The organism is Streptomyces cyslabdanicus, from assembly GCF_052663305.1.
Genome location: NZ_JBQRUW010000028.1, coordinates 183,453 through 203,908 on the forward strand (window position 1 = coordinate 183,453; position 20,456 = coordinate 203,908).

General features: G+C 70.5%; 18 protein-coding genes and 4 pseudogenes. 11 read left to right on the plus strand and 11 right to left on the minus strand.

Annotated features, from left to right (window positions below; all coding sequences use genetic code 11):
- The first annotated feature begins 87 nt into the window (after positions 1–87).
- The 3 genes and pseudogenes from ACTYVM_RS17985 to ACTYVM_RS17995 all read left to right on the plus strand — a co-directional run.
- A complete protein-coding gene (locus tag ACTYVM_RS17985) occupies positions 88–771 on the plus strand; it encodes a hypothetical protein (protein ID WP_445526855.1) in 684 nt (227 codons plus the stop codon).
- A gap of 744 nt (positions 772–1,515) precedes the next feature.
- Positions 1,516–1,893, plus strand: coding sequence for a DUF6234 family protein (locus ACTYVM_RS17990; protein WP_445526856.1), 378 nt, complete (start codon positions 1,516–1,518; stop codon positions 1,891–1,893).
- Between the two features lie 282 nt (positions 1,894–2,175).
- Positions 2,176–2,451 (plus strand): annotated as a pseudogene (locus ACTYVM_RS17995) (ATP-binding protein); the annotation flags it as partial.
- Positions 2,452–2,557: 106 nt separating this feature from the next.
- Here ACTYVM_RS17995 and ACTYVM_RS18000 read toward each other — a convergent pair.
- Together ACTYVM_RS18000 and ACTYVM_RS18005 are read right to left on the minus strand one after the other, a co-directional pair.
- Positions 2,558–2,761 (minus strand): annotated as a pseudogene (locus tag ACTYVM_RS18000) (helix-turn-helix domain-containing protein); the annotation flags it as partial.
- Between the two features lie 155 nt (positions 2,762–2,916).
- Positions 2,917–3,783 (minus strand): tetratricopeptide repeat protein, encoded by an 867-nt coding sequence (locus tag ACTYVM_RS18005; protein WP_445526857.1) that lies wholly within the window; start codon positions 3,781–3,783, stop codon positions 2,917–2,919.
- Positions 3,784–3,846: 63 nt separating this feature from the next.
- Here ACTYVM_RS18005 and ACTYVM_RS18010 point away from each other — a divergent pair.
- The 3 genes and pseudogenes from ACTYVM_RS18010 to ACTYVM_RS18020 all read left to right on the plus strand — a co-directional run.
- Positions 3,847–4,257 (plus strand): annotated as a pseudogene (locus ACTYVM_RS18010) (helix-turn-helix domain-containing protein); the annotation flags it as partial.
- Positions 4,243–4,898 (plus strand): annotated as a pseudogene (locus tag ACTYVM_RS18015) (tyrosine-type recombinase/integrase); the annotation flags it as partial. The pseudogenes ACTYVM_RS18010 and ACTYVM_RS18015, both read left to right, overlap by 15 nt.
- A gap of 14 nt (positions 4,899–4,912) precedes the next feature.
- Complete coding sequence (locus tag ACTYVM_RS18020; RefSeq protein WP_445526858.1) at positions 4,913–5,209, plus strand: ribosomal protein L7/L12; 297 nt, start codon at positions 4,913–4,915, stop codon at positions 5,207–5,209.
- Between the two features lie 80 nt (positions 5,210–5,289).
- Here the strand turns inward: ACTYVM_RS18020 and ACTYVM_RS18025 are convergent, their stop codons facing one another.
- A complete protein-coding gene (locus ACTYVM_RS18025; protein WP_445526859.1) occupies positions 5,290–6,051 on the minus strand; it encodes a phosphoglyceromutase in 762 nt (253 codons plus the stop codon).
- A 176-nt stretch (positions 6,052–6,227) separates the two neighbouring features.
- Here ACTYVM_RS18025 and ACTYVM_RS18030 point away from each other — a divergent pair, with 176 nt between their 5' ends.
- Positions 6,228–7,496 (plus strand): MDR family MFS transporter, encoded by a 1,269-nt coding sequence (locus tag ACTYVM_RS18030; protein ID WP_445526860.1) that lies wholly within the window; start codon positions 6,228–6,230, stop codon positions 7,494–7,496.
- Positions 7,497–7,571: 75 nt separating this feature from the next.
- On the opposite strand, the gene ACTYVM_RS18035 is transcribed toward ACTYVM_RS18030, so the two are convergent.
- On the minus strand, positions 7,572–8,048 hold the full coding sequence (locus ACTYVM_RS18035) for a DUF2000 family protein (RefSeq protein ID WP_445526861.1): 477 nt from the start codon (positions 8,046–8,048) through the stop codon (positions 7,572–7,574).
- Between the two features lie 49 nt (positions 8,049–8,097).
- Here ACTYVM_RS18035 and ACTYVM_RS18040 point away from each other — a divergent pair, with 49 nt between their 5' ends.
- Positions 8,098–8,910, plus strand: coding sequence for a helix-turn-helix domain-containing protein (locus tag ACTYVM_RS18040; RefSeq protein WP_445526862.1), 813 nt, complete (start codon positions 8,098–8,100; stop codon positions 8,908–8,910).
- A gap of 12 nt (positions 8,911–8,922) precedes the next feature.
- Here the strand turns inward: ACTYVM_RS18040 and ACTYVM_RS18045 are convergent, their stop codons facing one another.
- Together ACTYVM_RS18045 and mshA are read right to left on the minus strand one after the other, a co-directional pair.
- The gene (locus tag ACTYVM_RS18045; RefSeq protein WP_445526863.1) at positions 8,923–9,441 is read right to left on the minus strand and encodes a type III secretion system chaperone family protein; all 519 of its coding nucleotides are present in this window, start codon (positions 9,439–9,441) and stop codon (positions 8,923–8,925) included.
- On the minus strand, positions 9,434–10,771 hold the full coding sequence (mshA, locus tag ACTYVM_RS18050; protein WP_445526864.1) for a D-inositol-3-phosphate glycosyltransferase: 1,338 nt from the start codon (positions 10,769–10,771) through the stop codon (positions 9,434–9,436). The genes ACTYVM_RS18045 and mshA overlap by 8 nt, the downstream gene beginning before the upstream one ends.
- Positions 10,772–11,172: 401 nt before the next feature.
- Here mshA and ACTYVM_RS18055 point away from each other — a divergent pair, with 401 nt between their 5' ends.
- From ACTYVM_RS18055 to ACTYVM_RS18065, 3 genes are all read left to right on the plus strand, one after another.
- Positions 11,173–11,958, plus strand: a complete 786-nt coding sequence (locus ACTYVM_RS18055; protein WP_445526865.1) for a class I SAM-dependent methyltransferase — start codon at positions 11,173–11,175, stop codon at positions 11,956–11,958.
- Between the two features lie 192 nt (positions 11,959–12,150).
- Positions 12,151–13,263, plus strand: a complete 1,113-nt coding sequence (locus ACTYVM_RS18060; protein WP_445526866.1) for a C40 family peptidase — start codon at positions 12,151–12,153, stop codon at positions 13,261–13,263.
- 328 nt (positions 13,264–13,591) lie between these two features.
- Positions 13,592–14,920, plus strand: coding sequence for a PP2C family protein-serine/threonine phosphatase (locus ACTYVM_RS18065; protein ID WP_445526867.1), 1,329 nt, complete (start codon positions 13,592–13,594; stop codon positions 14,918–14,920).
- Positions 14,921–14,937: 17 nt separating this feature from the next.
- Here ACTYVM_RS18065 and ACTYVM_RS18070 read toward each other — a convergent pair whose 3' ends face one another.
- From ACTYVM_RS18070 to ACTYVM_RS18090, 5 genes are all read right to left on the minus strand, one after another.
- Positions 14,938–15,282, minus strand: coding sequence for a DUF2516 family protein (locus ACTYVM_RS18070; protein ID WP_445526923.1), 345 nt, complete (start codon positions 15,280–15,282; stop codon positions 14,938–14,940).
- Positions 15,283–15,454: 172 nt separating this feature from the next.
- Positions 15,455–16,135: a hypothetical protein gene (locus ACTYVM_RS18075; protein WP_445526868.1), complete on the minus strand. Its 681-nt coding sequence runs from the start codon at positions 16,133–16,135 to the stop codon at positions 15,455–15,457.
- Between the two features lie 95 nt (positions 16,136–16,230).
- Positions 16,231–16,761 carry a helix-turn-helix domain-containing protein gene (locus ACTYVM_RS18080; protein ID WP_445526869.1) on the minus strand — a complete coding sequence of 177 codons (531 nt, stop codon included), beginning with the start codon at positions 16,759–16,761 and terminating at the stop codon, positions 16,231–16,233.
- Positions 16,762–17,059: 298 nt separating this feature from the next.
- Positions 17,060–19,240, minus strand: a complete 2,181-nt coding sequence (locus ACTYVM_RS18085) for an aminoglycoside phosphotransferase family protein (protein WP_445526870.1) — start codon at positions 19,238–19,240, stop codon at positions 17,060–17,062.
- 253 nt (positions 19,241–19,493) lie between these two features.
- On the minus strand, positions 19,494–20,366 hold the full coding sequence (locus tag ACTYVM_RS18090) for a winged helix-turn-helix domain-containing protein (protein WP_445526871.1): 873 nt from the start codon (positions 20,364–20,366) through the stop codon (positions 19,494–19,496).
- Between the last annotated feature and the right edge of the window lie 90 nt (positions 20,367–20,456).

Below are 20,456 nucleotides of genomic sequence, written 5' to 3' on the forward strand. Positions count from 1 at the left end.
CGAAGGACCCGCAGGAACCCTTAGCCGTACAGGCGATCAACCCACCGTTATCCTCGGCGAAGTCACACACGGGGGAGGGGCTCGCGGATGGGACGCAGACTGTCAGTGACAAGGGGATGGACACTGGCGGCGCTAGCCGTTGTGGTGCTGACGGCGGCCGGATGCCAGGGCAGCGAGACAGCTGCTGGCGGCACGGGGCGCAGCACTCGTACGCCGGCCGCCCCAACTCCCGATCTGCCGACTCCCCTCAACTACGCTCGACTCAAGCAGACGGTCCCGGATCTGCAGAGCATGCCCGTCGGCTGGAAAGTCGGCAGAACGGAACTACGCGGACGCGACTATCCGAAGAGCGCTCCCTGCCGCGCAAACGTGTGTGCAGGACTGACCAGTCATGCTGAGCTGCAATACGACAACGCGGACAGCACAGGAAATGTCTACATCGACCTCTACGCCTATGACGACACGCAAAGCGCTCGGTCGGGATACGAGAAGCATCGTAAGTCGTACGCCAGCCAGCAAGATCGCGCCATCTCAATGCCCACCGTGGGCAACGTGAGCATGGCACGTACCGGATTCAACAAGTACTCCGACCAGCCTTTCGTCTCCATCGTGATGCGGGTCGGCACAGTCGTCGCCACTATGGCATACACCCATGAGCAGAAGGCCGACCCTCAAGACATGCTTGCCCTGGCTCGCTTGCAGGCGGAGCGGATTCAGCAGGCTCAACGGGGAGGAAGGGTCACAGCCTCGCTCGCGGGGCACAAAATCTAAGCAGAGGTCACCCAGGGGCGGATTCCCCGTGCTGTCGCAGGCGTGGAAGCTGCTGTCTGTCGGGGCGAAGATCGGCCAGCCTGCGCGTTCCTCGTCATCGGCCCATGTGTAGACGGCGCCCTCGGCTGTGCTGGACAGCAGTCGGACTCTTACCCACGCGGTCACCAGGAACCCTCCTCGGGCTGGGGCCTTGGGCGGGGACCACGATACGGGGGGGCGCGGACCCAGTTTGGAAGATCGCGTACGTGCAACCGGCCTGACCTGGCGAGTTGCTGACCCGCGGGATCTCGGACCGTTCGCCGAGACTCCCCGCTGCTCCCCGTCGGCCGCTTCCCCTTCCGCCACGCAGGGGGCACGCCGTCACTCGTGGAACCGCGCTGCGCTCAGGGCCCGAGCGATGAACGTCCAGGCGCCGTCGGCCGGTAGCTCCTGGCCGTGGTTCGCGTCCCGCCCTGGGGCGTCGGCCACCCACGCTTGCTCAGCATGTGCGATCACGCTTCCGCTGATCGCGAATCCCAACGGGGAGGGACAGTTCCAGGCTGGCGGCAAAGATCTCTTGCTCGGACACGGCTCGGTCTCGGCCTGGTGAACCGCAAAGCAGCGCACGGCGTGACGTACGAGCATGTGGCCATGCGCTTCGAGCCGAGTTCGCGTGTACCGCGCCTGCCGGGGACCGATCGCCGGCCTGGGAAGCGTTCAGACTCGCGAGGCGACGGGTTCGCGGGTGGCTGCATAAGTCTGATCGTGCTGCTCATCGAGATCCCGGTCGCCATTCTGCTGGTGCTGACGTTGGCCATCCGTGGATGGGGCAGTGCGGACGAACAAACCGGGACACCCACGATGGACTGGGTCCCGGTCCTCTGGCTCGGCGGGTTCACACTGGGCGTGCTCGTGATCGCCGTGGTCTTCCTGTACTCGGCGCATCCGTTCGCAGGAGCGGTCCAACTGCTCATAGCGGCCATTGCACTGATCTTCACGATGACTGCTTGGCACGGGCAGTACGAGCGTGCCCATCGAGTTCATGCGCGCAGTACCGACGCAAAAGCGCACGGAACTGGTCGCATTCCAGGTCCGGCAGGAAACCGTCATGCTGCGCGGGCGCGGTCATGGCCTGCGGGCTAGTACGTGGGCGGCACAGCGACTTTGGCCGGGAGCCGCTTTGGCGTGAGTGATCACGGCCCCTGGCGCCACCAGCGTCCGTAGTCCCACGGCCCACGGACGGCCCCGGCCCGTGAAGAAGCCCCCTGCCCACGGGAAACCCCTTGGATTCCAGCGGTCGTTGCAACGCAGGTTGAGTGCCGCAGCGGTGTCGGTTGCGGCGGTGGTCAGTGTTGCCAGTCGGTTTCGCCGCCTGGGCCTACCAGGACGGGATCGATTCCTGAGCCGGTGAGGCTCCACGACTCGGCCGATCTGATCGTGATCGACGACATCGGCCTGCTTCCGGTCGGCAAGAACGCCGCCGAGGCGTTCTACCGGATCATCGACGCCGCATACGAACGCCGCTCGATCGCGGTGACCAGCAACATCCATCCCTCCGGGTTCGACACGATCACGCCCAAGACGCTCGCCGGGGCCAGCACCGACCGCCTCATGCACCACGCTCACCTGGTGACGACCTCCGGCGATTCACACCGCCTCGCCGAGGCCCTTGCCGGCAAGGGAGTGGTCCCCTTGACGTGACCGGCCCCAGGAACACCGCTGGCCACAGGCATGGATTTCTGATGGCCACCAGCCCGGACACCCGACGGCCGCCCACCTGGGCATCTCAAGGGCCGTTGACACGCACTCTGTGTGCGGGCTGAGCGGGTCTGTTTTTCGTTGGATTGGTGCCGTTGCGCCACCGCTTGCCGGTACGCCGGTTGATGCCGACGATCCGGCACGCCTCCTGGCTGCTTACCCCCCTGCTCCATGAGCCGGAAGTATTCCTCCCGCTCACGGGCCAGCTTCTTCTTCCCCTGCGTGTTCGGATCTTTCGGATCTCGAAGGCCATCGCGTCCCCGAAGGTCGGGTGTTGCGATGATCGTGTGTCAGCACCCACCAGGGCGGTTGAGTAACTGTGCATGTCAGAGGCTTGGTGTGCGTTGGTCTACGTGACCACTGCGCGGCACGACTCTCTTGATCCACTCCCCGCTCACTCCCCGGGGCTCAACCAAACAGCTCCAGTCCGTTCCAGCTACGTTCGCCGCCCGTCGCCCACACATCCAGTAGCTGCCGGGCCTCGGCCTCAGGGGCGGCCAGCCAGACAGTCTGTGAGCCGCCGTGTGTTGGCGCGCTGGCCTCATCCCAGTCGACCCGGCCCTCGCTGCAGCATGCGCACAGCATGTGGAAGCTGCTCGCCGGCTCGGCGCCGAAGTCCTGCGCGAAGAATGAAGCCACCAGGGCGTCGACGTCGGATGCATCCGCTGCGTTTACGGTCGCATGCAGCGTCGGCAGCGAAGAGGCCTCGAAGAGCAGCAATTCGTCGAAGACAGCAACGCTCTGGCCGTTGTACGTCCGCTCCCCAGTCGGCTCCCCATCGTGCACGACGATCTCGCCGAAGCGACGGCCTTTCGTGGCAGGAACGTTCATCACGCGTCCTCGCGTCGGGCAGAGCCGCTGGATCCAGACCACCTCGCGCTCACCACCTGTGTCCAGCCGTACGCACGCCGGGCCGAAGGCGCCGTTGATCTCCCCCTCGCCCGCCGGCATCGGGATCCCGAAGCCCTCCCAGGCGTCACGGGCGGTCGCCCAGTCACGCTGGATCGTGGCAGCGATCCCCAGGTTCCAAAACGCAGGGTCCTGCTCGCCGCGCGGCGAGCGGGCGGCAGCCTCACGGCCGAGTTCGTAGCTCTTTGCCCAGTTGCGCAGAAACTTGTACGCCAGTGCTGCGTCATACCACCACACCGCGCTGGGGCCCTCGTCCGGATAGTGGGCAAGGACCTGCTCGTACAACTCGGCGGAACGCAGCCACTCCTCCGCATCCCACATCTCGCGAGCCCGTTCCAGCAACTGCTTCGCCTCGGACTTCTCCACGCCCCTGCCCCTCCCTCTGACCAGGGAGGGAGTTTCGCACGACGACTGAAGGGGTGGTGGAAGGGGGTGTCGACACGGTCGCACCGGCCGGCCGAGTGTCCGCGCCGGATCGCCGGGGAGGTGGAGGCGGTGGTGTGTGAGTTACGGCGCCGGCATCCCGGCTGGGGTCCGCGCAGGCTGGTGCACGAGGTGGAACGCAGAGGCATCGCACCGGTGCCCTCCCCGGCGACGGTCTACCGGGTCCTGGTCCGCAACGGTCTGCTCGAGCCGGGAGTACGCAGGCGGCGCCGCTCGGATTACCGCGGGTGGGAGCGGTCGACGGCGATGGAACTGTTGCAGATGGACATCGTCGGCGGCGTGCTGCTGGCCGATGGAGGCGAGCGCAAGATGGTCACCGGGATCGACGATCACTCGCGGTTCGTGGTGATCGCGAAGGTCGTGCCGCGGGCCACGTCCGGCGCGGCTCTCAGCGCGGCAGTGGATGACGGCCACCTGCCCCGCAACCCGTGTCCCGCTCGGTCCGTCCGGCCTCCGACCGTCGACACGCGTCGTGCCGTGGACGCCCGAGCGGGTCTTCGCCGTCCGGGCCGACATGCTGGACCACGTGGAGGGTGCCCGACTTGAAGTCGATCGCGTCGACCGCGACGCCCAAGCTCCGAGACGTACCACTCCCCGTGCCGGTCGCTGAGGCTCTCCGAGCGCACATGAAGGAGTTCCCGCCGGTAGAGATCACGTTGCCGTGGAAGGCCGCAGACGGGCCCCTGGTGACCAAGCGGCTCATCTTCACCGGGCCGCGTGGCGGGCATGTCTGGCGGACGTCGCTCAACGAGGAGGCGTGGAAGCCGGCGCTGGCTGCGGCCAGCGTCATCCCGGTGCCCGAGCGGGGTCGACCGTACGCCGAGTCCCGCGAGAACGGCATGCACGCCCTCCGCCACTTCTACGCCTCAGTGCTCTCGGACGCGGGGGAGAACATCAAAGCCCTCGCGGAATACCTGGGCCATTCCGACCCCGGCCTGACTCTGCGGGTGTACGCCCACCTCATGCCGAGCAGCCGCGAGCGCACCCGAAAAGCCGTGGCTGCCGTCTTCGAGGGCGCATACGCTCCCGTTCGCTGAGGCAGGAGGGCGAGATGTCCGATGAAGAGTCCACCGAGTACTACACGCTGCTCTGCGACGACCCGTCCCACGAGGTGGTGCTCATCGACTGCGGGCCCCGCGAGATGGATGTGATCCGAGCCGTGCGAAAGGTGACCGGGCTGAGCTTGTGGCACAGCCGGGTGCTGGCGCGCCAAGCGCCCGTCACCCTCCTTGAGGGACTGTCTGCGTGCAGGGCCCAGTCCGCTGTCGCTGTCCTCCAGAGCGCCGGCGCCAGAGCGGAGTGGAGGCAGGAGCCGGAGCCCGGAGAGCGCACGGCCCCATCGCCCTAACGGCCCACAGACGGCCCCAGAGTGCGAAGACGCCCCCTACAAGCGGAGAAACCGCAGGTAGGGGGCTTATTCGTGGGCGCTTACTTCTTCTTGCCCTGGTTCTTGACCGCCTCGATGGCGGCTGCCGCGGCCTCCGGGTCGAGGTACGTGCCGCCGGGGGTCACGGGGCGGAAGTCGGCGTCGAGTTCGTAGGAGAGGGGGATGCCGGTGGGGATGTTGAGGCCCGCGATGTCGGCGTCCGAGATGTGGTCGAGGTGCTTGACCAGGGCCCGCAGGCTGTTGCCGTGGGCGGCGATCAGGACCGTGCGGCCGGACAGGAGGTCGGGGACGACCGAGTCGAACCAGTACGGCAGCATGCGGGCGACGACGTCCTTCAGGCACTCCGTCTGCGGGCGCAGCTCCGGCGGGAGGTTCGCGTAGCGCGGGTCGGAGAACTGGGAGTACTCGGCGTCGCGGTCCAGCGGCGGCGGCGGGGTGTCGTAGGAGCGGCGCCACAGCATGAACTGCTCCTCGCCGAACTCCTGAAGGGTCTGGGCCTTGTCCTTGCCCTGGAGGGCGCCGTAGTGGCGCTCGTTCAGGCGCCAGGAACGGTGGACCGGGATCCAGTGGCGGTCGGCGGCCTCCAGGGCGAGCTGGGCCGTGCGGATCGCGCGCTTCTGGACGGAGGTGTGGACGACGTCGGGCAGCAGGCCGGCGTCCTTCAGCAGCTCACCGCCGCGGACGGCCTCCTTCTCGCCCTTCTCGTTGAGGTTGACGTCCACCCAGCCGGTGAACAGGTTCTTCGCGTTCCACTCGCTCTCGCCGTGGCGGAGCAGGATCAGCTTGTACGGTGCGTCGGCCATGCCTCAGAGCGTAATCCACGCATTCGGCCCCCTGCCCCGGCGCCCGGCAGGCGGACGGCCGCGCCGCCGCGGCGTCCGACAGTTGACGGCTTCTGCTAATTGAGTGGTCCTGCGCATCCCCCTCCTCGTAAGTTGTGCTCACCGCATCAGCCGCTTACATCCACGGGGGTCGTTCCATGTCCGTCGCCAGTCTGAGACGCGCCGCCCGCGAGACCGTCTCCGGGCTCCCCCGTGAGTTCTGGTGGCTGTGGACCAGCACCCTCGTCAACCGGCTGGGCGCCTTCGTCGCCACCTTCATGGCGCTGTACCTGACCCTCGGCCGCGGCTACTCCGCCTCGTACGCCGGTCTGGTCGCCGCGCTGCACGGCCTCGGCGGCGTCGTCTCCTCGCTCGCCGGGGGCGTGATGGCCGACCGGCTCGGACGGCGGCCGACCCTGCTCATCGCCCAGACCTCCACCGCCGTGTCCGTCGCGGCGCTCGGATTCGTCCGGGAGCCGGTCGCCATCGCCGCCGTCGCCTTCCTGGTCGGCATGGCCAGCAACGCCTCCCGGCCCGCCGTGCAGGCGATGATGGCCGACATCGTGCGTCCCGAGGACCGCGTCCGCGCCTTCTCCCTCAACTACTGGGCGATCAACCTCGGCTTCGCCGTCTCCTCCATGGCGGCCGGCTTCATCGCCGAGTTCAGCTACCTCGCGGGCTTCCTGATCGAGGCCGGGATGACGATGGCCTGCGCGATCGTCGTCTTCCTGAAGGTGCCCGAGTCCCGGCCGGGCCCGGACGCGCAGGCGAGCCACGAGGGCGGCGGCGACGCCGTCCGGCTGTGGACCGTCCTGCGGGACGGGCGGTTCATGGGGGTCGTCGGGGCGTCCTTCCTGATCGCCGTCATCTTCATGCAGGGCTCGGTGGGGTTGCCGGTCGCCATGGGCCGGGCCGGGTTCACGCCCGCCGACTACGGCATGGCCATCGCCATCAACGGAATCCTGATCGTCGCCCTTCAGATCCCGGTCACCCGTTTCATCGAGCACCGGGACCCCGGGCGGCTGCTGATCGTCTCCGCCCTGCTCGCCGGGTACGGCTTCGGGCTCACGGCGTTCGCCGGGTCGGTCGGCGTGTTCGCGCTCACGGTCTGCGTGTGGACCCTCGGCGAGATGATCAACGCGCCCACCCAGACCGGGCTGGTCGTCCGGCTGTCCCCGGTGCAGGGGCGCGGGCGCTACCAGGGCGTCTACACCCTGTCCTGGTCGTTGGCCGCGCTGGTGGCGCCCCTGATGTCCGGTGCCGTCATCGACCGGCTCGGCGCCGAGTGGCTGTGGGGCATGTGCGCGGCCGTCGGCACGGCCGCCGCCCTCGGCTACTGGGTCCTGATGCGCCACCTGCCGAAGGCCGAGCCGACCACCGCCGTTCAGACCCGCACCGAGCCTCGCACCGAGGTCGGCACGGCGTAAGGCAGGCGCAGGAGCGGGCGCGGACGTCGGCAAGCGCAGGCACCGGCAAGCGCAGGCACCCGTTCGCCCGCAGGCCTACGGATGCATCCGCGCCCCCTTCAGCGCCTTGTCCACCGCGTTCCTGGGGCCGTACACCGCCAGACCCACCAGGTCCAAGTCGCCGGTCGGCACCGCCCGGACCGCGGCCCGGTTGTCACGGTCGTTGCCCGTGGTGAACAGGTCGGAGGTGAAGACGGCGCGCGGCAGAGCCCGGGACAGGGCCCGCCCGTGCGCGGCGGTCAGCGTCTCCTTGGTGCCCTGGAAGACCAGCACCGGCTGGCGGAACATCGGCAGGTACGGCACCTCGTCGGCGTCCTCGTACGGCTCCCCGATCACCTCCGGGAGCGTCGTGCCGAGGCCGCTGACCAGGAACGCGGTGACGTTCAGCCGCTGCCAGGGCTCCAGGTCCTCGCGCAGCAGCACGGCGATCTTGGTGTCGAAGCGGACGGGCTGCCCGTCGTTCTGCTCGTCGTTCAGCTGGTCCCGCTCGTCGTTCGACTGCTCGTTGTTCATGGGACGAGACTCCCGAACGCCCTGCCGCGCCGTCTTGTACGTTCTTTGCATGGCCCCGCAGCGGAACGTCTCCGCCTGGCGCCCGCGTGTCCCGGGCGTCGTGGAGGTGTTCCACGCGCACTTCACCGAGTACTCCTACCCGATGCACGTGCACGAGGCGTGGACGCTGCTGATCGTGGACGACGGCGCCGTACGGTACGACCTGGACCGGCACGAGCACGGCACCCCGCACGACACCGTGTCCCTGCTGCCGCCACACGTCCCGCACAACGGCTCCCCCGTCGGCCCGAGCGGCTTCCGCAAGCGGGTGCTGTACCTGGACACCAGCCATCTCGGCGACGAGCTCGTCGGGGCGGCCGTGGACGGTCCCGACCTGCGCGATCCGGTGCTGCGGCGGCGGGTCGGGCAGGTGCACACCGCGCTCGCCCTGCCCGGTGACGAGCTGGAGGCGGCGAGCCGGCTGACACTCATCGGCGAGCGGTTGCGCGCGCATCTGCGGCCCCGGCTCGCCGTCGGGGCCCCGCGCCGCGACCCCGCCCTCGCCCGCCGGCTGCGTGAACTGCTCGACGAGCGGGTGCCCCAGGGTGTCACGCTCGGCGAGGCGTCCGCCCTCGTACAGGCCCATCCCGCCCATCTGGTACGGGCGTTCAGCGGCGCGTACGGCATCGCCCCGCACCAGTACCTGATGTCCCGCCGGGTGGACCGCGCCCGCCGGCTGCTGCTGGCGGGGCGGAAACCGGCCGAGGTGGCCGCCGAGACCGGCTTCTACGACCAGGCCCATCTCACCCGGCACTTCAGGAAACTCGTGGGGGTGACTCCGGGCCGGTACGGGCGCGGGACCTCATGGGGCAAGGGGACATGAGGCGGGCGCGCCTCAGTCGACCGGACGCTGTGTCAGGTGTGCGAACGCCTCGAGGTTGCGGGTCGGTTCGCCGCGCGAGACGCGCCAGGCGTACTCGCGGCGGATCGCCGAGGCGAAACCGAGCTCCAGCAGGGTGTTGAAGCTGCCGTCGGCCGCCTCCAGGACCTGCCCGAGCAGCCGGTCGACCTCGTCGGCGGTCACGGCGGCCAGCGGCAGCCGGCCGGTGAGGTAGACGTCACCGAGCTGGTCGACGGCGTAACTCACGCCGTACAGCTTGAGGTTGCGCTCCAGCAGCCAGCGGTGGACGGCGGACTCGTTCTCGTCGGGGTGGCGGACGACGAACGCGTTCAGGGACAGCGAGTGCCGGCCGACGATCATCGACAGGGTGGTCGACAGCTTGCGGGTGCCGGGGAGCTTCACGACGTAGGTGCCGGTCCGCGGGCTCTCCCACTCCAGTTCGGCGTCCTTGAGGACGTCCTCGACGACCCGCGTCGCGCGCTGCTGCTCCGCCTCACCCGTGGCGCTACCCATGGGGCGAGCGTACGCGACGCCGGTGGGCCTGCAACGCGGCCGTGTACACGTCGGCCGTGGCCGCCGCCGACGCGTCCCAGCCGAAGAACCCCGCGTGCCGGGCGGCGGCGGCGCCCATCCGGTCGGCGAGGCGCGGGTCGTCGGCGAAGCGGCCCAGCGCGTGGGCGTAGTCGGCCGGGTCGTGGCCCTGGACCAGGAATCCGGTCTCGCCGTCGCGCACGGCCACCGGCAGACCGCCGACGGAGGCGGCCAGGACCGGGGTGCCGGCCGCCTGCGCCTCTATGGCGACCAGGCCGAAGGACTCGCTGTAGGAGGGCATGACCAGGACGGACGCGGCCCGGAACCAGTCGGCGAGCCGGTCCTGCCCGACCGGCGGGCAGAACCGTACGACGTCGGCGATGCCGAGCCGGGCGGCCAGTTTCTGCAGGCCCTCCGGCTTGGCGAGGCCGCTGCCGCTCGGGCCGCCGACGACGGGTACGACGATGCGGGAGCGCAGCTCGGGCCGCCGGTCGAGGAGGACGCCCACGGCCCTCAGCAGCACGTCGGGGGCCTTGAGCGGCTGTATCCGGCCGGCGAACAGCGGGACCAGGGCGTCCTGCGGCAGGCCGAGGCGGGCGCGGGCGGCGGCGCGGCCGTCGGCGGGGCGGAAGCGGGTGAGGTTCACACCGGGGTGCACGACGGCGACCTTGGCGGGGTCGGCGCCGTAGTGCCGTACGAGTTCGCCGGCCTCCTCCTCGGTGTTGGCGATCAGCCGGTCGGCGGCGGCGACGATCTGGGTCTCGCCGATGACGCGGGCGGCGGGCTCGGGGGTGTCGCCCTCGGCCAGGCTGGCGTTCTTGACCTTGGCCATGGTGTGCATGGCGTGCACCAGGGGGACGCCCCAGCGCTGGGCGGCGAGCCAGCCGACGTGGCCGGAGAGCCAGTAGTGGGAGTGGACGAGGTCGTAATGGCCGGGGCGGTGGCCGGCCCAGGCCTGCATCACGCCGTGCGTGAAGGCGCACAGCTGGGCGGGCAGCTCCTCCTTGGCCAGGCCCTCGTAGGGGCCGGCGTCGACGTGCCGGACGAGAACGCCCGGGGCGAGTTCGACGGCGGGCGGCAGGTCCCCCGCGGTGGACCGGGTGAAGACCTCGACCTCGACGCCCTGGGCGGCCAGCCGCTGGGCGAGCTCCACGATGTAGACGTTCATGCCGCCGGCGTCGCCCGTGCCGGGCTGGTGGAGCGGTGAGGTGTGCACGGAGAGCATGGCGACGCGCCGGGGCCGTCGGTGCAGTCGCAGCCGCGGGGGCACCGTCGGGGAACGGCGCCCGAGCCTGCTGACGTACTGGCTCACGTGGCGTTCCTCCTCGTTGCGGGCATGCCGTACGAAGGGCGCCGAGCGCCCTTCATGACCCAACGCCGGACGACCTGACTCCATTTCCGCTACCGGGTCCTTTGCCCAATCATTACCGGCGCTCGCTCAACCGTTCGACGTCGGAGGACGTGGCGCTCGCGCGCGACCGCGTACGGGACGGTCCGGCGCTCACGCGCGACCGGCGCCCGGACGTACTGCGGGTACCTCGGGAGCAGCGCGTCACGCACACGCGCGCAACCCGGCACGACGACCGAACGACACCGCCCGCACGACACCGCCCGCACGGCACCGCCCGCACGAGCCATACCCTCGTATGCATGACATCCCGTGCAGCGCCCCTCCCCCACTCTCGGCTTCGTCCGAGCCGGGGGACCCCCGTCGTGGGAACGGTGACGCGCGGGACGACCAACCCCAACCGGCTCCGCCGCATGGACCGCTGGATCGCGGCCGTGCACGGCGCCGAACTGCGCCGCGCCGCCGATCCGGTGGCCGTCGACCTCGGCTACGGCGCCGCCCCCTGGACGGCGGTCGAGCTGCTGCACCGGCTGCGCACCGCCGCTCCACGCGCGCGCGTGGTGGGCGTGGAGATCGAACCGGCCCGGGTCGCGGCCGCGAAGCCGTACGAGCGCGACGGACTCGTCTTCCGGCACGGCGGCTTCGAGGTCCCCGTCCCGCAGCGTCCGCACCTCATCCGCGCGGCGAACGTGCTGCGGCAGTACGACGAGGCAGAGGTCGCCGCCGTCTGGGAGCGGTTGCGCACGCGGCTCGCCCCGGCGGACGGCCACTCGCGCGGAGGCCTGCTGGTGGAGGGCACGTGCGACGAGATCGGGCGCCGGCACGTGTGGGTCGCACTCGGCCCGGAAGGCCCCCGCACGGTGACCTTCGCCACCCGGCTCGGCTCCCTGGACCGCCCGTCCGACCTGGCCGAACGCCTCCCGAAGGCGCTCATCCACCGCAACGTACGCGGTGAGCCGGTGCACGCCTTCCTGCGCGACTTCGACCGGGCCTGGGCGAGCGCCGCGCCGTACGCCGCCTACGGCGCCCGCCAGCGCTGGATCCGCGCGGTGCGCGACCTGGCGGCCGACTGGCCGGTGACGGACGGCCCTGCGCGGTGGCGGCAGGGCGAAGTGACCCTCAAGTGGCGGGCGTTGGCGCCGCGCGCCTGACCGGTGACCGCCTGCCGCGCGGCGGCACGCGTGTCCGCCGCGACCAGCGGGGAACGATCTTTGCGGTGCGTTCGTCACACAGACGGGGAGATCGCCGGGAGATCGCCGCACCTCTGTCGCTTTGCGCCGAGTCGTGGCACGATCGCCCGAGCGTCTGCATGTTACTGACGGTTAATCAGCTGGGGGGCGAGTATGGGACGGGGCAGGCACAGCGTGCTCGCGGCGGCCGTGACCGTGGTCTGCGCGGTCACGCTGCTGGGCGCACCGGGCACCGCCATCGCACGCGCGCTGCCGGAACCGACGCCGCCCGCCGCGCCCGCTCCTTCGGCCTCGCCCTCGGCCTCCCCCTCCGTCACGCTCCCGCCGGACAAGGATCTCCAGGCCGTCCGCGCCAAGCTGGACAAGCTGTACCACGACGCGGCCGTCGCCACCGACGCCTACAACCTGGCCGCGGAGAAGACGAAGAAGCAGTCCGCCGAGATCACGGACCTGAACCGGAAGATCGCCGAGGGACAGCTCAGACTCGACGGGCTGAGGGACCGCGCCGGCGCCGCGGCCCGCGCCCAGTACCGCACGGGCGGCCTGCCGCCCGAGGTCCAGCTGATGCTGGGCAACGACCCGCAGGACTTCTTCGAGGGGGCCGGCCGGGTGCTCCAGAGCCAGCGGGCGACCAAGAGCCTGATCGAGGAAACGGCCCGCGCCCAGCAGGACTTGAAGCTGTACGCGGACGACGCCGCCGACCACCTGCACATGCTGGAGGCGGGCCGCAAGGCCAAGGCCGCGGCGAAGAAGCGGATCAAGCAGCGGATCAAGGAGGCCGAGCAGCTCGAGGCCAGGCTGGAGAAGCGGCAGCGCGAGCGCCTCGCCGAACTGGAACGGCAGGCCTCTGACCGGGCGCAGTCGGCCTGGCTGGGCACCGGGATCCTCGACGAGCTCGACGGGAAGGCGTCCGCGACCGGCAGGAGGGCGGTCGAGTTCGCGACGGCCCAGCTCGGCAAGCCGTACGAGTGGGGCGCAGAGGGCCCCGGGACGTACGACTGCTCGGGACTCACCTCCCAGGCCTGGGCGGCGGCCGGCCGTCCCGTCCCGCGCACCTCGCAGCAGCAGTGGAAGCGGCTGAGGCACGTGGACATCAAGGACATGCGGCCCGGCGACCTGATCATCTACTTCGGTGACGCCAGCCATGTCGGGATGTACGTCGGCGACGGCACGATCGTGCACGCCCCGCGGCCGGGGCGGACGGTGACGCTCGCCGGGGCGGGCTCGATGCCGATCCTGGGCGTCGTACGGCCCGACACGGACTGAGGTTCCCACGGCGGGCCAGGGGCCGAGGCGACGGCGGGACACGGCCACGCACTCCACGGCCCGGCCGGTCTCCGGTGACCCCGGCCACGTGACCGATCGCACCCCCGGGTCGTCGCCAAACCCCTCGGGGACGTGAGCTTCGTCATTCCGGCCCCCGGGTCGCCGTGTCCAACTCCGGTAGGGATCGCGGCATATGACAGCGGCGAAAGCCGGAGCGACGCGCCTCACACCATTCCCCCGCGGCGCCGACTACCGCTAGTGTCCCGTCGGCGGGCCGAGGTCCCTCGTACCCGCCATGCCCTCGGGGGGAGGGAAGGAACCCAGGACAATGCCCGTGCCCGTACCGCGGCAGAGGACAGTCCCGGCCGCGGAGTGCGACCAGGCACAGACCGCGTCCCACGGCGACGACACCTCCGCAGCACAGGCCCCGCGTAAGGAAGCAACCGTCGAGAAGGACAACCGCGCCGGCGCCCAGGCCCACAGCGCCCAGCTCACGCTGCTGCTGATCGAGGACGACCCGGTCGGCTCGCCGATGGTGCCCGAACTGCTCGACTCGTCCGGCAGGCCGATCCGCGTGCGCCGGGCCCGCAACCTCACCGAGGCCGAGCGGCTGCTCACCGATGACGTGCACTGCATCCTGCTGGACCTCGCGCTGCCCGCGCCGGGCCGGTCCGCGGGCGACGACGACGAGCTCGCCGTGCTGCGGCACGTGCTCGAGCTCGCGCCCCGGCACGCCGTGCTCGCGCTCACCTCCTCCGGTGACGCCGAACGCGCCGCCCAGGCGGTGCGGGTCGGCGCCCAGGACTACCTGTTCCGCGACGAGTTGGACGGGCGGCTGCTGAGCCGTGCGATCCGCTACGCGGTGGAACGCAAGCGCTCCGACACGGCCGAGCGCAGGCTCGCCGAGGGCAGGCTGCGCGCGCAGGAGAACCGCCGCCTGGAGCGCGGCCTGCTGCCGACCCCGCTGCTGGACGGGTCCACGCTGCGTTTCGCCTCCCGCTACCGCCCCGGCCGCTCACGCGCGCTGCTCGGCGGCGACTTCTACGACGCCGTCCGCACCCCCGACGGCACCGTGCACGCGATGATCGGCGACGTCTCCGGGCACGGCCCCGACGAGGCGGCGCTGGGCGTGGAGCTGCGGATCGCCTGGCGGGCGCTGACCCTGGCGGGGCTGTGCGGGGACGAGCTGCTGGGCACGCTCCAGCAGGTGCTGGAGCACGAGCGTTCCGACGAGGAGATCTTCGCGACCCTGTGCGCGGTGGACATAGCGCCCGACGGTCGCCAGGCGGGACTGTGCCTGGCCGGCCACCCGTCACCGCTGGTGATCACTCCCGGCAGGCCCGCCCGGCTGCTGCCGTACGAGAACAACGGCCCCGCACTCGGCCTGCTGCCCGGCGCCCGCTGGCCCCGGATGCAGGTGGAGCTGGGCGCGGCATGGAGCCTGATGCTCTACACCGACGGCCTGATCGAGGGCCGGGTCGGGGAGGACGGCGAGCGGCTGGGCCAGGACGGCATGGTCGAGGTGGTCCGCCACCAGTTCGACCAGGGTCTGCGTGGGGAGGGGCTGCTGCGGGCGACGGTGAACGAGGTGCGCGGACTCAACGGCGGCGAGCTCACCGACGACGTGGCGGTGGTCCTGCTGGACCGGGAGCCGTAGCCGACGGGAGCCGGGGGTCACCGGCCGCCGTTGTAGGGCCCGTACGGGCCGTCGCTGCTGCTGCCGCGGCGGCGTCCCCATCCGTTCCCGCCGGAGACCTGCTTGAGCGCGGGCCGCACGTCGACGATGTAGACGATGCTCGCGATGACGCCGATGATCGGCAGGAACGAGAAGATCGAGAACAGGTAGCTCACGGCGAGCGCGATGCCCAGGATGATCAGCCAGAACATCTTGTTCTGCTTGTCGGCCGCGCGGAAGGCGTCCTCGCGCCGGAACGCGGCGTCGAACAGCCCGAACGCGGCCAAGCCCATCAGGACGATCTTCAGAATCCCCAGGAGCCCCTGGAAGCCCAGCATCAGCATGTTGCCCACCGCCCGTTCTCTCCCGATTCCTACGCCGCCACCGTACCCGTAGAACGGGCCGGGCACCCCAAGGGTGCCCGGCCCGGGTGCCCGTCGCCCGTTCGGGTGAGGCGATCCGGCGTGTCGGCGCCTGCCCGACGCCACCCGCAGGAGGCCACCTGCCCGGCGCCGCCTACGGGGCGGGCGGGGTGGGCTTCTTCGCCGTGGGCGGGGTCTTGCGCATGGCCGGACCCTTCTTCGACTGGTTCTTCTTGGCCGTGATGGGCGTGGCCCCGGCCTCGGGGCCGTCCTCCTTGACCATGACCGGCTCCGTCCTCGGCTCGGGCTGCGGCTCGACGGCGACGGCGAGTTCCTCGACCCCGCCGGCGAAGTCCTCGATGCCCTCGGCGGCCTGGCCGCGCCAGGTCTTCACGGTCTGCTCGCCGTGCTCGGCGACCTTCTCGTAGGTCTCGCGGGCCTTGACGGCGTACTCGGCGGCGACGCCGACGCCGCGCAGGGCGAGGTCCTGGGCACTCTCGCCGAGCTTCTTCAGGTCGGCGTCGAGGTTCGTGCTGAGCTTCTTCAGGTCGGTGTCGAGGTAGGTCAGGAAGTCGGTGACCTTGGTCTGGAGGGTCTCCTGCGTCTCCTTGACCCGGACACCGGCCTCCCTGGCGCGGGCGGTGGCCCGTGCCTGGACGGCCTTCGGGTCGGTGTTGCGCACCGCGTCGATACGGGCCGGGGCCTCGGCGCGCAGCTGCTCCATCAGGGCGGGCACCTTCTTGGCCTGCTGGAGGGCCAGGTCCGCGGTGCCCGCGGCGAAGTAGAGCGGCGTGGGGTCGCTGAAGGTCTTGCGCAAGTCGTCGGTGATGGCCATGGTGTGGGTCCTCCCGGGTCGCTTGTGGCTGAGGGTTTTGGGTTTCCGCGGTGGTCGGGCCGGGCGCCCGGCCCGTGACCGTGCGCTCGCTGGGATCAGCCCGCCGCCTCCCGCGGATCGGCGTCACCGCCGGACGTGCGGGTACGGCCCCGCTCGGCGGGGGCGGGCCGGCCGCCGTCCGCCTCGGCGGCGGGCCGGACGGGTATGGAGCCGCCGTCGGTGCCGGTGCCGCCGTCCTGGGCCGCCCGCTCACGGGGACCGTCCGTCTCGGAGGTCCCGAACCCGTTCTCCTTGCGGAAGGACTCGTAGATCTGGAGCAGCACCTGCTTCTGCCGCTCGTTCAGCGACGGGTCGGAGAGGATGACGGCGCGCGTCTCCACGTCGTCCCGGTCCCGCTCGGCGTCGAGGATCCCGGCCCGCACGTACAACGTCTCGGCGGAGATCCGCAGCGCCTTGGCGACCTGCTGGAGCACCTCCGCGCTCGGCTTGCGCAGCCCGCGCTCGATCTGGCTCAGGTACGGATTGGACACCCCGGCGGCGTCGGCGAGCTGCCGCAGCGACAACTGCGCGTTGCGCCGCTGCTCGCGCAGGTACTCACCGAGATTGCCGACGTTGAGCGATGCCATGCCTCCACCTTGCACCACCCCTGCTAACAATTGCAAGCAACCCGCTTGCAAGAGCGAGCCCCGCCGCCCGGGAGCCGGGCTTCCGGGTCAAGGGGGCGGCTGCCGGCGCCAGGGCGGGACCTTGGCGAGGGCCCACAGGTCGTCGAAGTGCTTGTTCCAGGTGGCGACGAGCACCCTGCTGGTCGCGGTGAGCCGTTCGGACAGCTCGGACAGGAGCCGTAGTATTCGCGGCAGCGCCCTGCGTCGGGGCCACCGCAGGACTGCGGACAGACCGACCCCGCGTCCTGTCATGGCCTCCTCAGGCAAGAGCACGGACAAGATAGGGGTTCGCTGTGGCGCGGGCGGTCACGCCGAGTGACCCGGTGGCCGCCGCGAGGGTCATCGCGTACGACTCGACGGCGCGGCGGACGTTGGGGGCGTCCAGGCTCGCGCCGGTCACCAGGCGGTCCAGGTCGACGTAGGCGGAGCGGACGGTCTCGAGCCGGTGGTACACGCGCCAGTCCTGCTCCCAGCCGGTGGTGTGGTCGGCGGGCAGGCGGCGCTCCCAGCGGCTGAACATGCGGGCGCGGATCTCCGGGCGGGTCGGCGTGAGGTGCATGTGCCGGACCAGGTCGTACAACGGGTCACCGATCAGGGCCATCTCCCAGTCGATGATGGTGAGGGCGCGCTCGTCCTCGCGGCGTACGAGGTTCCACGGGTTCAGGTCGCCGTGCAGGAGCACCGGACGGCGGGGGCTGACCCAGTACCGGGTGAGGATCTGCTGGAGCCGGGGGGCGTCGGGCAAGCCGAGAAACCGGGCCAGCTGCCGCGATTCCTTGGGCAGTTCGCCCACCATGAGCACCAACTGGTCGCACAGCCAGTTGAAGAAGGTCCCCTCGCCCGCCACCGGGTCGAGCTCTCCGTAGCCCACGCGCGTCAACGCGCACAACTGGTCGACGAGCGCGTCCGCCTCGTGTGGCCGCAGGCCGAGCTCCGGGTGGCTGGGCGGACGGTCGGTGTCCTCGGGGCCGACATACGTGTGGATGGCGTACTGCTCGCCCTGGTGGCTGCGGCCCAGGGCGAGGACCTTCGGTGCCTCCACCGCAACGCCCGACTCCTCGATGGCCCGCAGCACAGCGTGCTCGCTGAGGAATCTGGGCTCGCGGCGGCAGACGTTCGCCAGCTTGCGGCGCACCACGACCGGGGAGTCGAACCCCGGCACTCGTACCACCGAGTTGAGGTGTGCGGTGCCCTTGAACACCCGGCTGGCCAAGGCCATCCCCTCGGCGAGCAGGGCGTGATCGATGGCGGAGGCGGGGAAATCGCGCCGCTCCGGGAGGCGCGGGTCCGCCGACCACGAGATCGCCCCGCCCGCCCGGCCCGCGCCACCGCTGCGCACCGCCGCCCGGGAGGCCCGCCATCGGAACAGGACACGCTCGATCTCCGCGGTGTCCGGAACGTTTCTGAGCCCGAGTGGTTCGGCGCCCGCTTCCAGTGCCCGACGCACACTCGTCGTCGCCTCGTCCAGGCTCTCCTGGTCGGGCCCGTCCTCCAGGGCCTGCGCCGCCCGCATCACGTCCGGGTAGACGGACTGTGCCCACTCGAAGGCAACGTAGTGCCGCAGATCTCTGGCCAGGCCGTTGACGGCCGCGGGGCGGATCCGGTCCATGGATCCGGCCCAGGCATCGATCACTTCGGCCCACTGGCGTCTGGGGTAACGCATACGGACGAGGTGCGTGGCCAGATCGTGCAGCGGGTCGCCGTAGGTCGCCAGTTCCCAGTCAACACAGAAAAGGGCCGGATCGTCGCCGGACGCCATGATCAGGTTGTCGCGGTGCAGGTCCGCGTGGAGCAGGCTGTACGGCCGCCTTGCCATGGCGGGCACGCGCGCAGCCAGCTGGGTCAGGGCGTCATCGGGGATGCCCAAGGCGACGAACAGGCCACCGAAGGCATACCAATTGGGCTGCCTGATCTGCCGGTCTGCAAGCCTCGCCAGCGTCTGGAGAAAGGCCTGGCTGTCCTTGTCGTTGCACGGCCACTGCGGAGGAAGCGGCGGCAGCGCCTCCCGGCGGACCTGGGCCATCCGGGCGAGCAGGTCCGCCAGCGACTTGACCAGAAAGGTGTCGACCGGCTTGCCGTTGCCGCAGACAGTGGAGAGGGGAACGCCCTCGACGTAGCTGTGGATCGCGAAGGAGTCCTGTTTGACCAGGCACTCCGGGACGTCGGGCAGCACTCCTCTGACGGCGTCGAGGATCTCGGCCTCGTTCTCCCAGGTTCTGATCACCACCGGTAACGCGTGCGCACGGCGGATCCGAACGGTCACGTACGTACCGGCCTCCCTGCGCAGGATCCGCGCCATGTGCTCCGTCAGGGGAAGCACGTGGTTCTGGTTGTGGTGACCGCCGCTGGACTCACCCAGCTCGGAGGCGAGCCGTACGAACCTCTGGACGTCGCGGAGGGCGCGTTCCCCGAGATGGGGACGAGGAGGAGGTGCAGCCACGGCCGCTCCAGTTGCTCAAGTACTCAGGCGAGAACATCGGTATGACAAAAGGTACGCTAAGCGTCAAATCAGACACGCTCGAAGTACGCCTGCTGTCGGCACAACGGGTGGTGTGCCCCTACCAGTGCGTCCGGGCTGCGTCGCACCGTCGAGGTCGCCTTGCACACCACCTCTTGCGTGCTCTAGGTGTGAAACGGAGCTGTTGCTCACCAGGTGCGGGCATGCTACAGCACGGCACCGGGGCGGCCCGCGGTCACTCGGACAGCAGGGACCACACGGACTCGAACCACGCCCGCATCGAGGTCGCAAAGACCGAGCCCGGCGAATCGGGGTCGGCATCGCGTATGTGATGGGTGAGGGTCGCCCCGAGCCCCAGCACGTCGAGCGCCATGATCTCCTCGCCGGTCTCGAGGACTACGGGCCGCTCGGTCACCTCGTACGGCCCGAAGAGAACCTCCACGCCGTTGAGGACGTACAGCTTGAAGGCCGGCGTCAGCGGTACGTGCCGGATCTGCACGTCCACGGCGGGCACCAGTTCCTCGGCCCGCAACTCGCGCAGCACTGTCCGCAGCGAGTCCGTGTGCCGCTCGGTGATGGCGAGCAGGCGGTGGTGCAGACGGGTGGCGTTCTCCTCGTCCTTGGCCGTCGGGTAGGGCAGGGGCACCGACGTGGTCGGCAGCAGCATGCGCAGCGAGATGCTCCGGGGGTGGATGAACCCGCCCCGGATCCGCTCCGCCTGGAGCCTGATGTGGGTATCCAGCGACTCGGACGTCAACGTGTAGACGTCCAGGGCCACTTCCGGCTGTTCGAACGCCTCGCTGATGAGCGGACCCAGGCTCACGCCCCTGCGTGACCGGGTGGCCTTGGCCGTCGAGGACTGTATCCGCTGGTTCTTGACGACACGGGTGCCGCTGCCCTGCCGGGACTCGGTCCAGCCCTCGGTGGCCAGCTCCCGCAGCACCCGCTGCACGGTGTCCCGGGAGACCCCGAACTCCTCCGCGAGGTCGCGCTGCGAGGGCAGGAAGGAACGCACCGGGTAGGTGCCGTCCACCATCCGGGCCCGCAGCTCCTCCGACACCCGGTGGAACTCCCTGCCGCCACCGTCACCCGCCCGTTCCTCACCCACAACCTGACCGTACCGCCGGCAACCCACCAACAAACCGGCTTTTCGCCTCCATCGGGAGTCATTTTGGCCTGCCGCGTTAATCGATCAGAC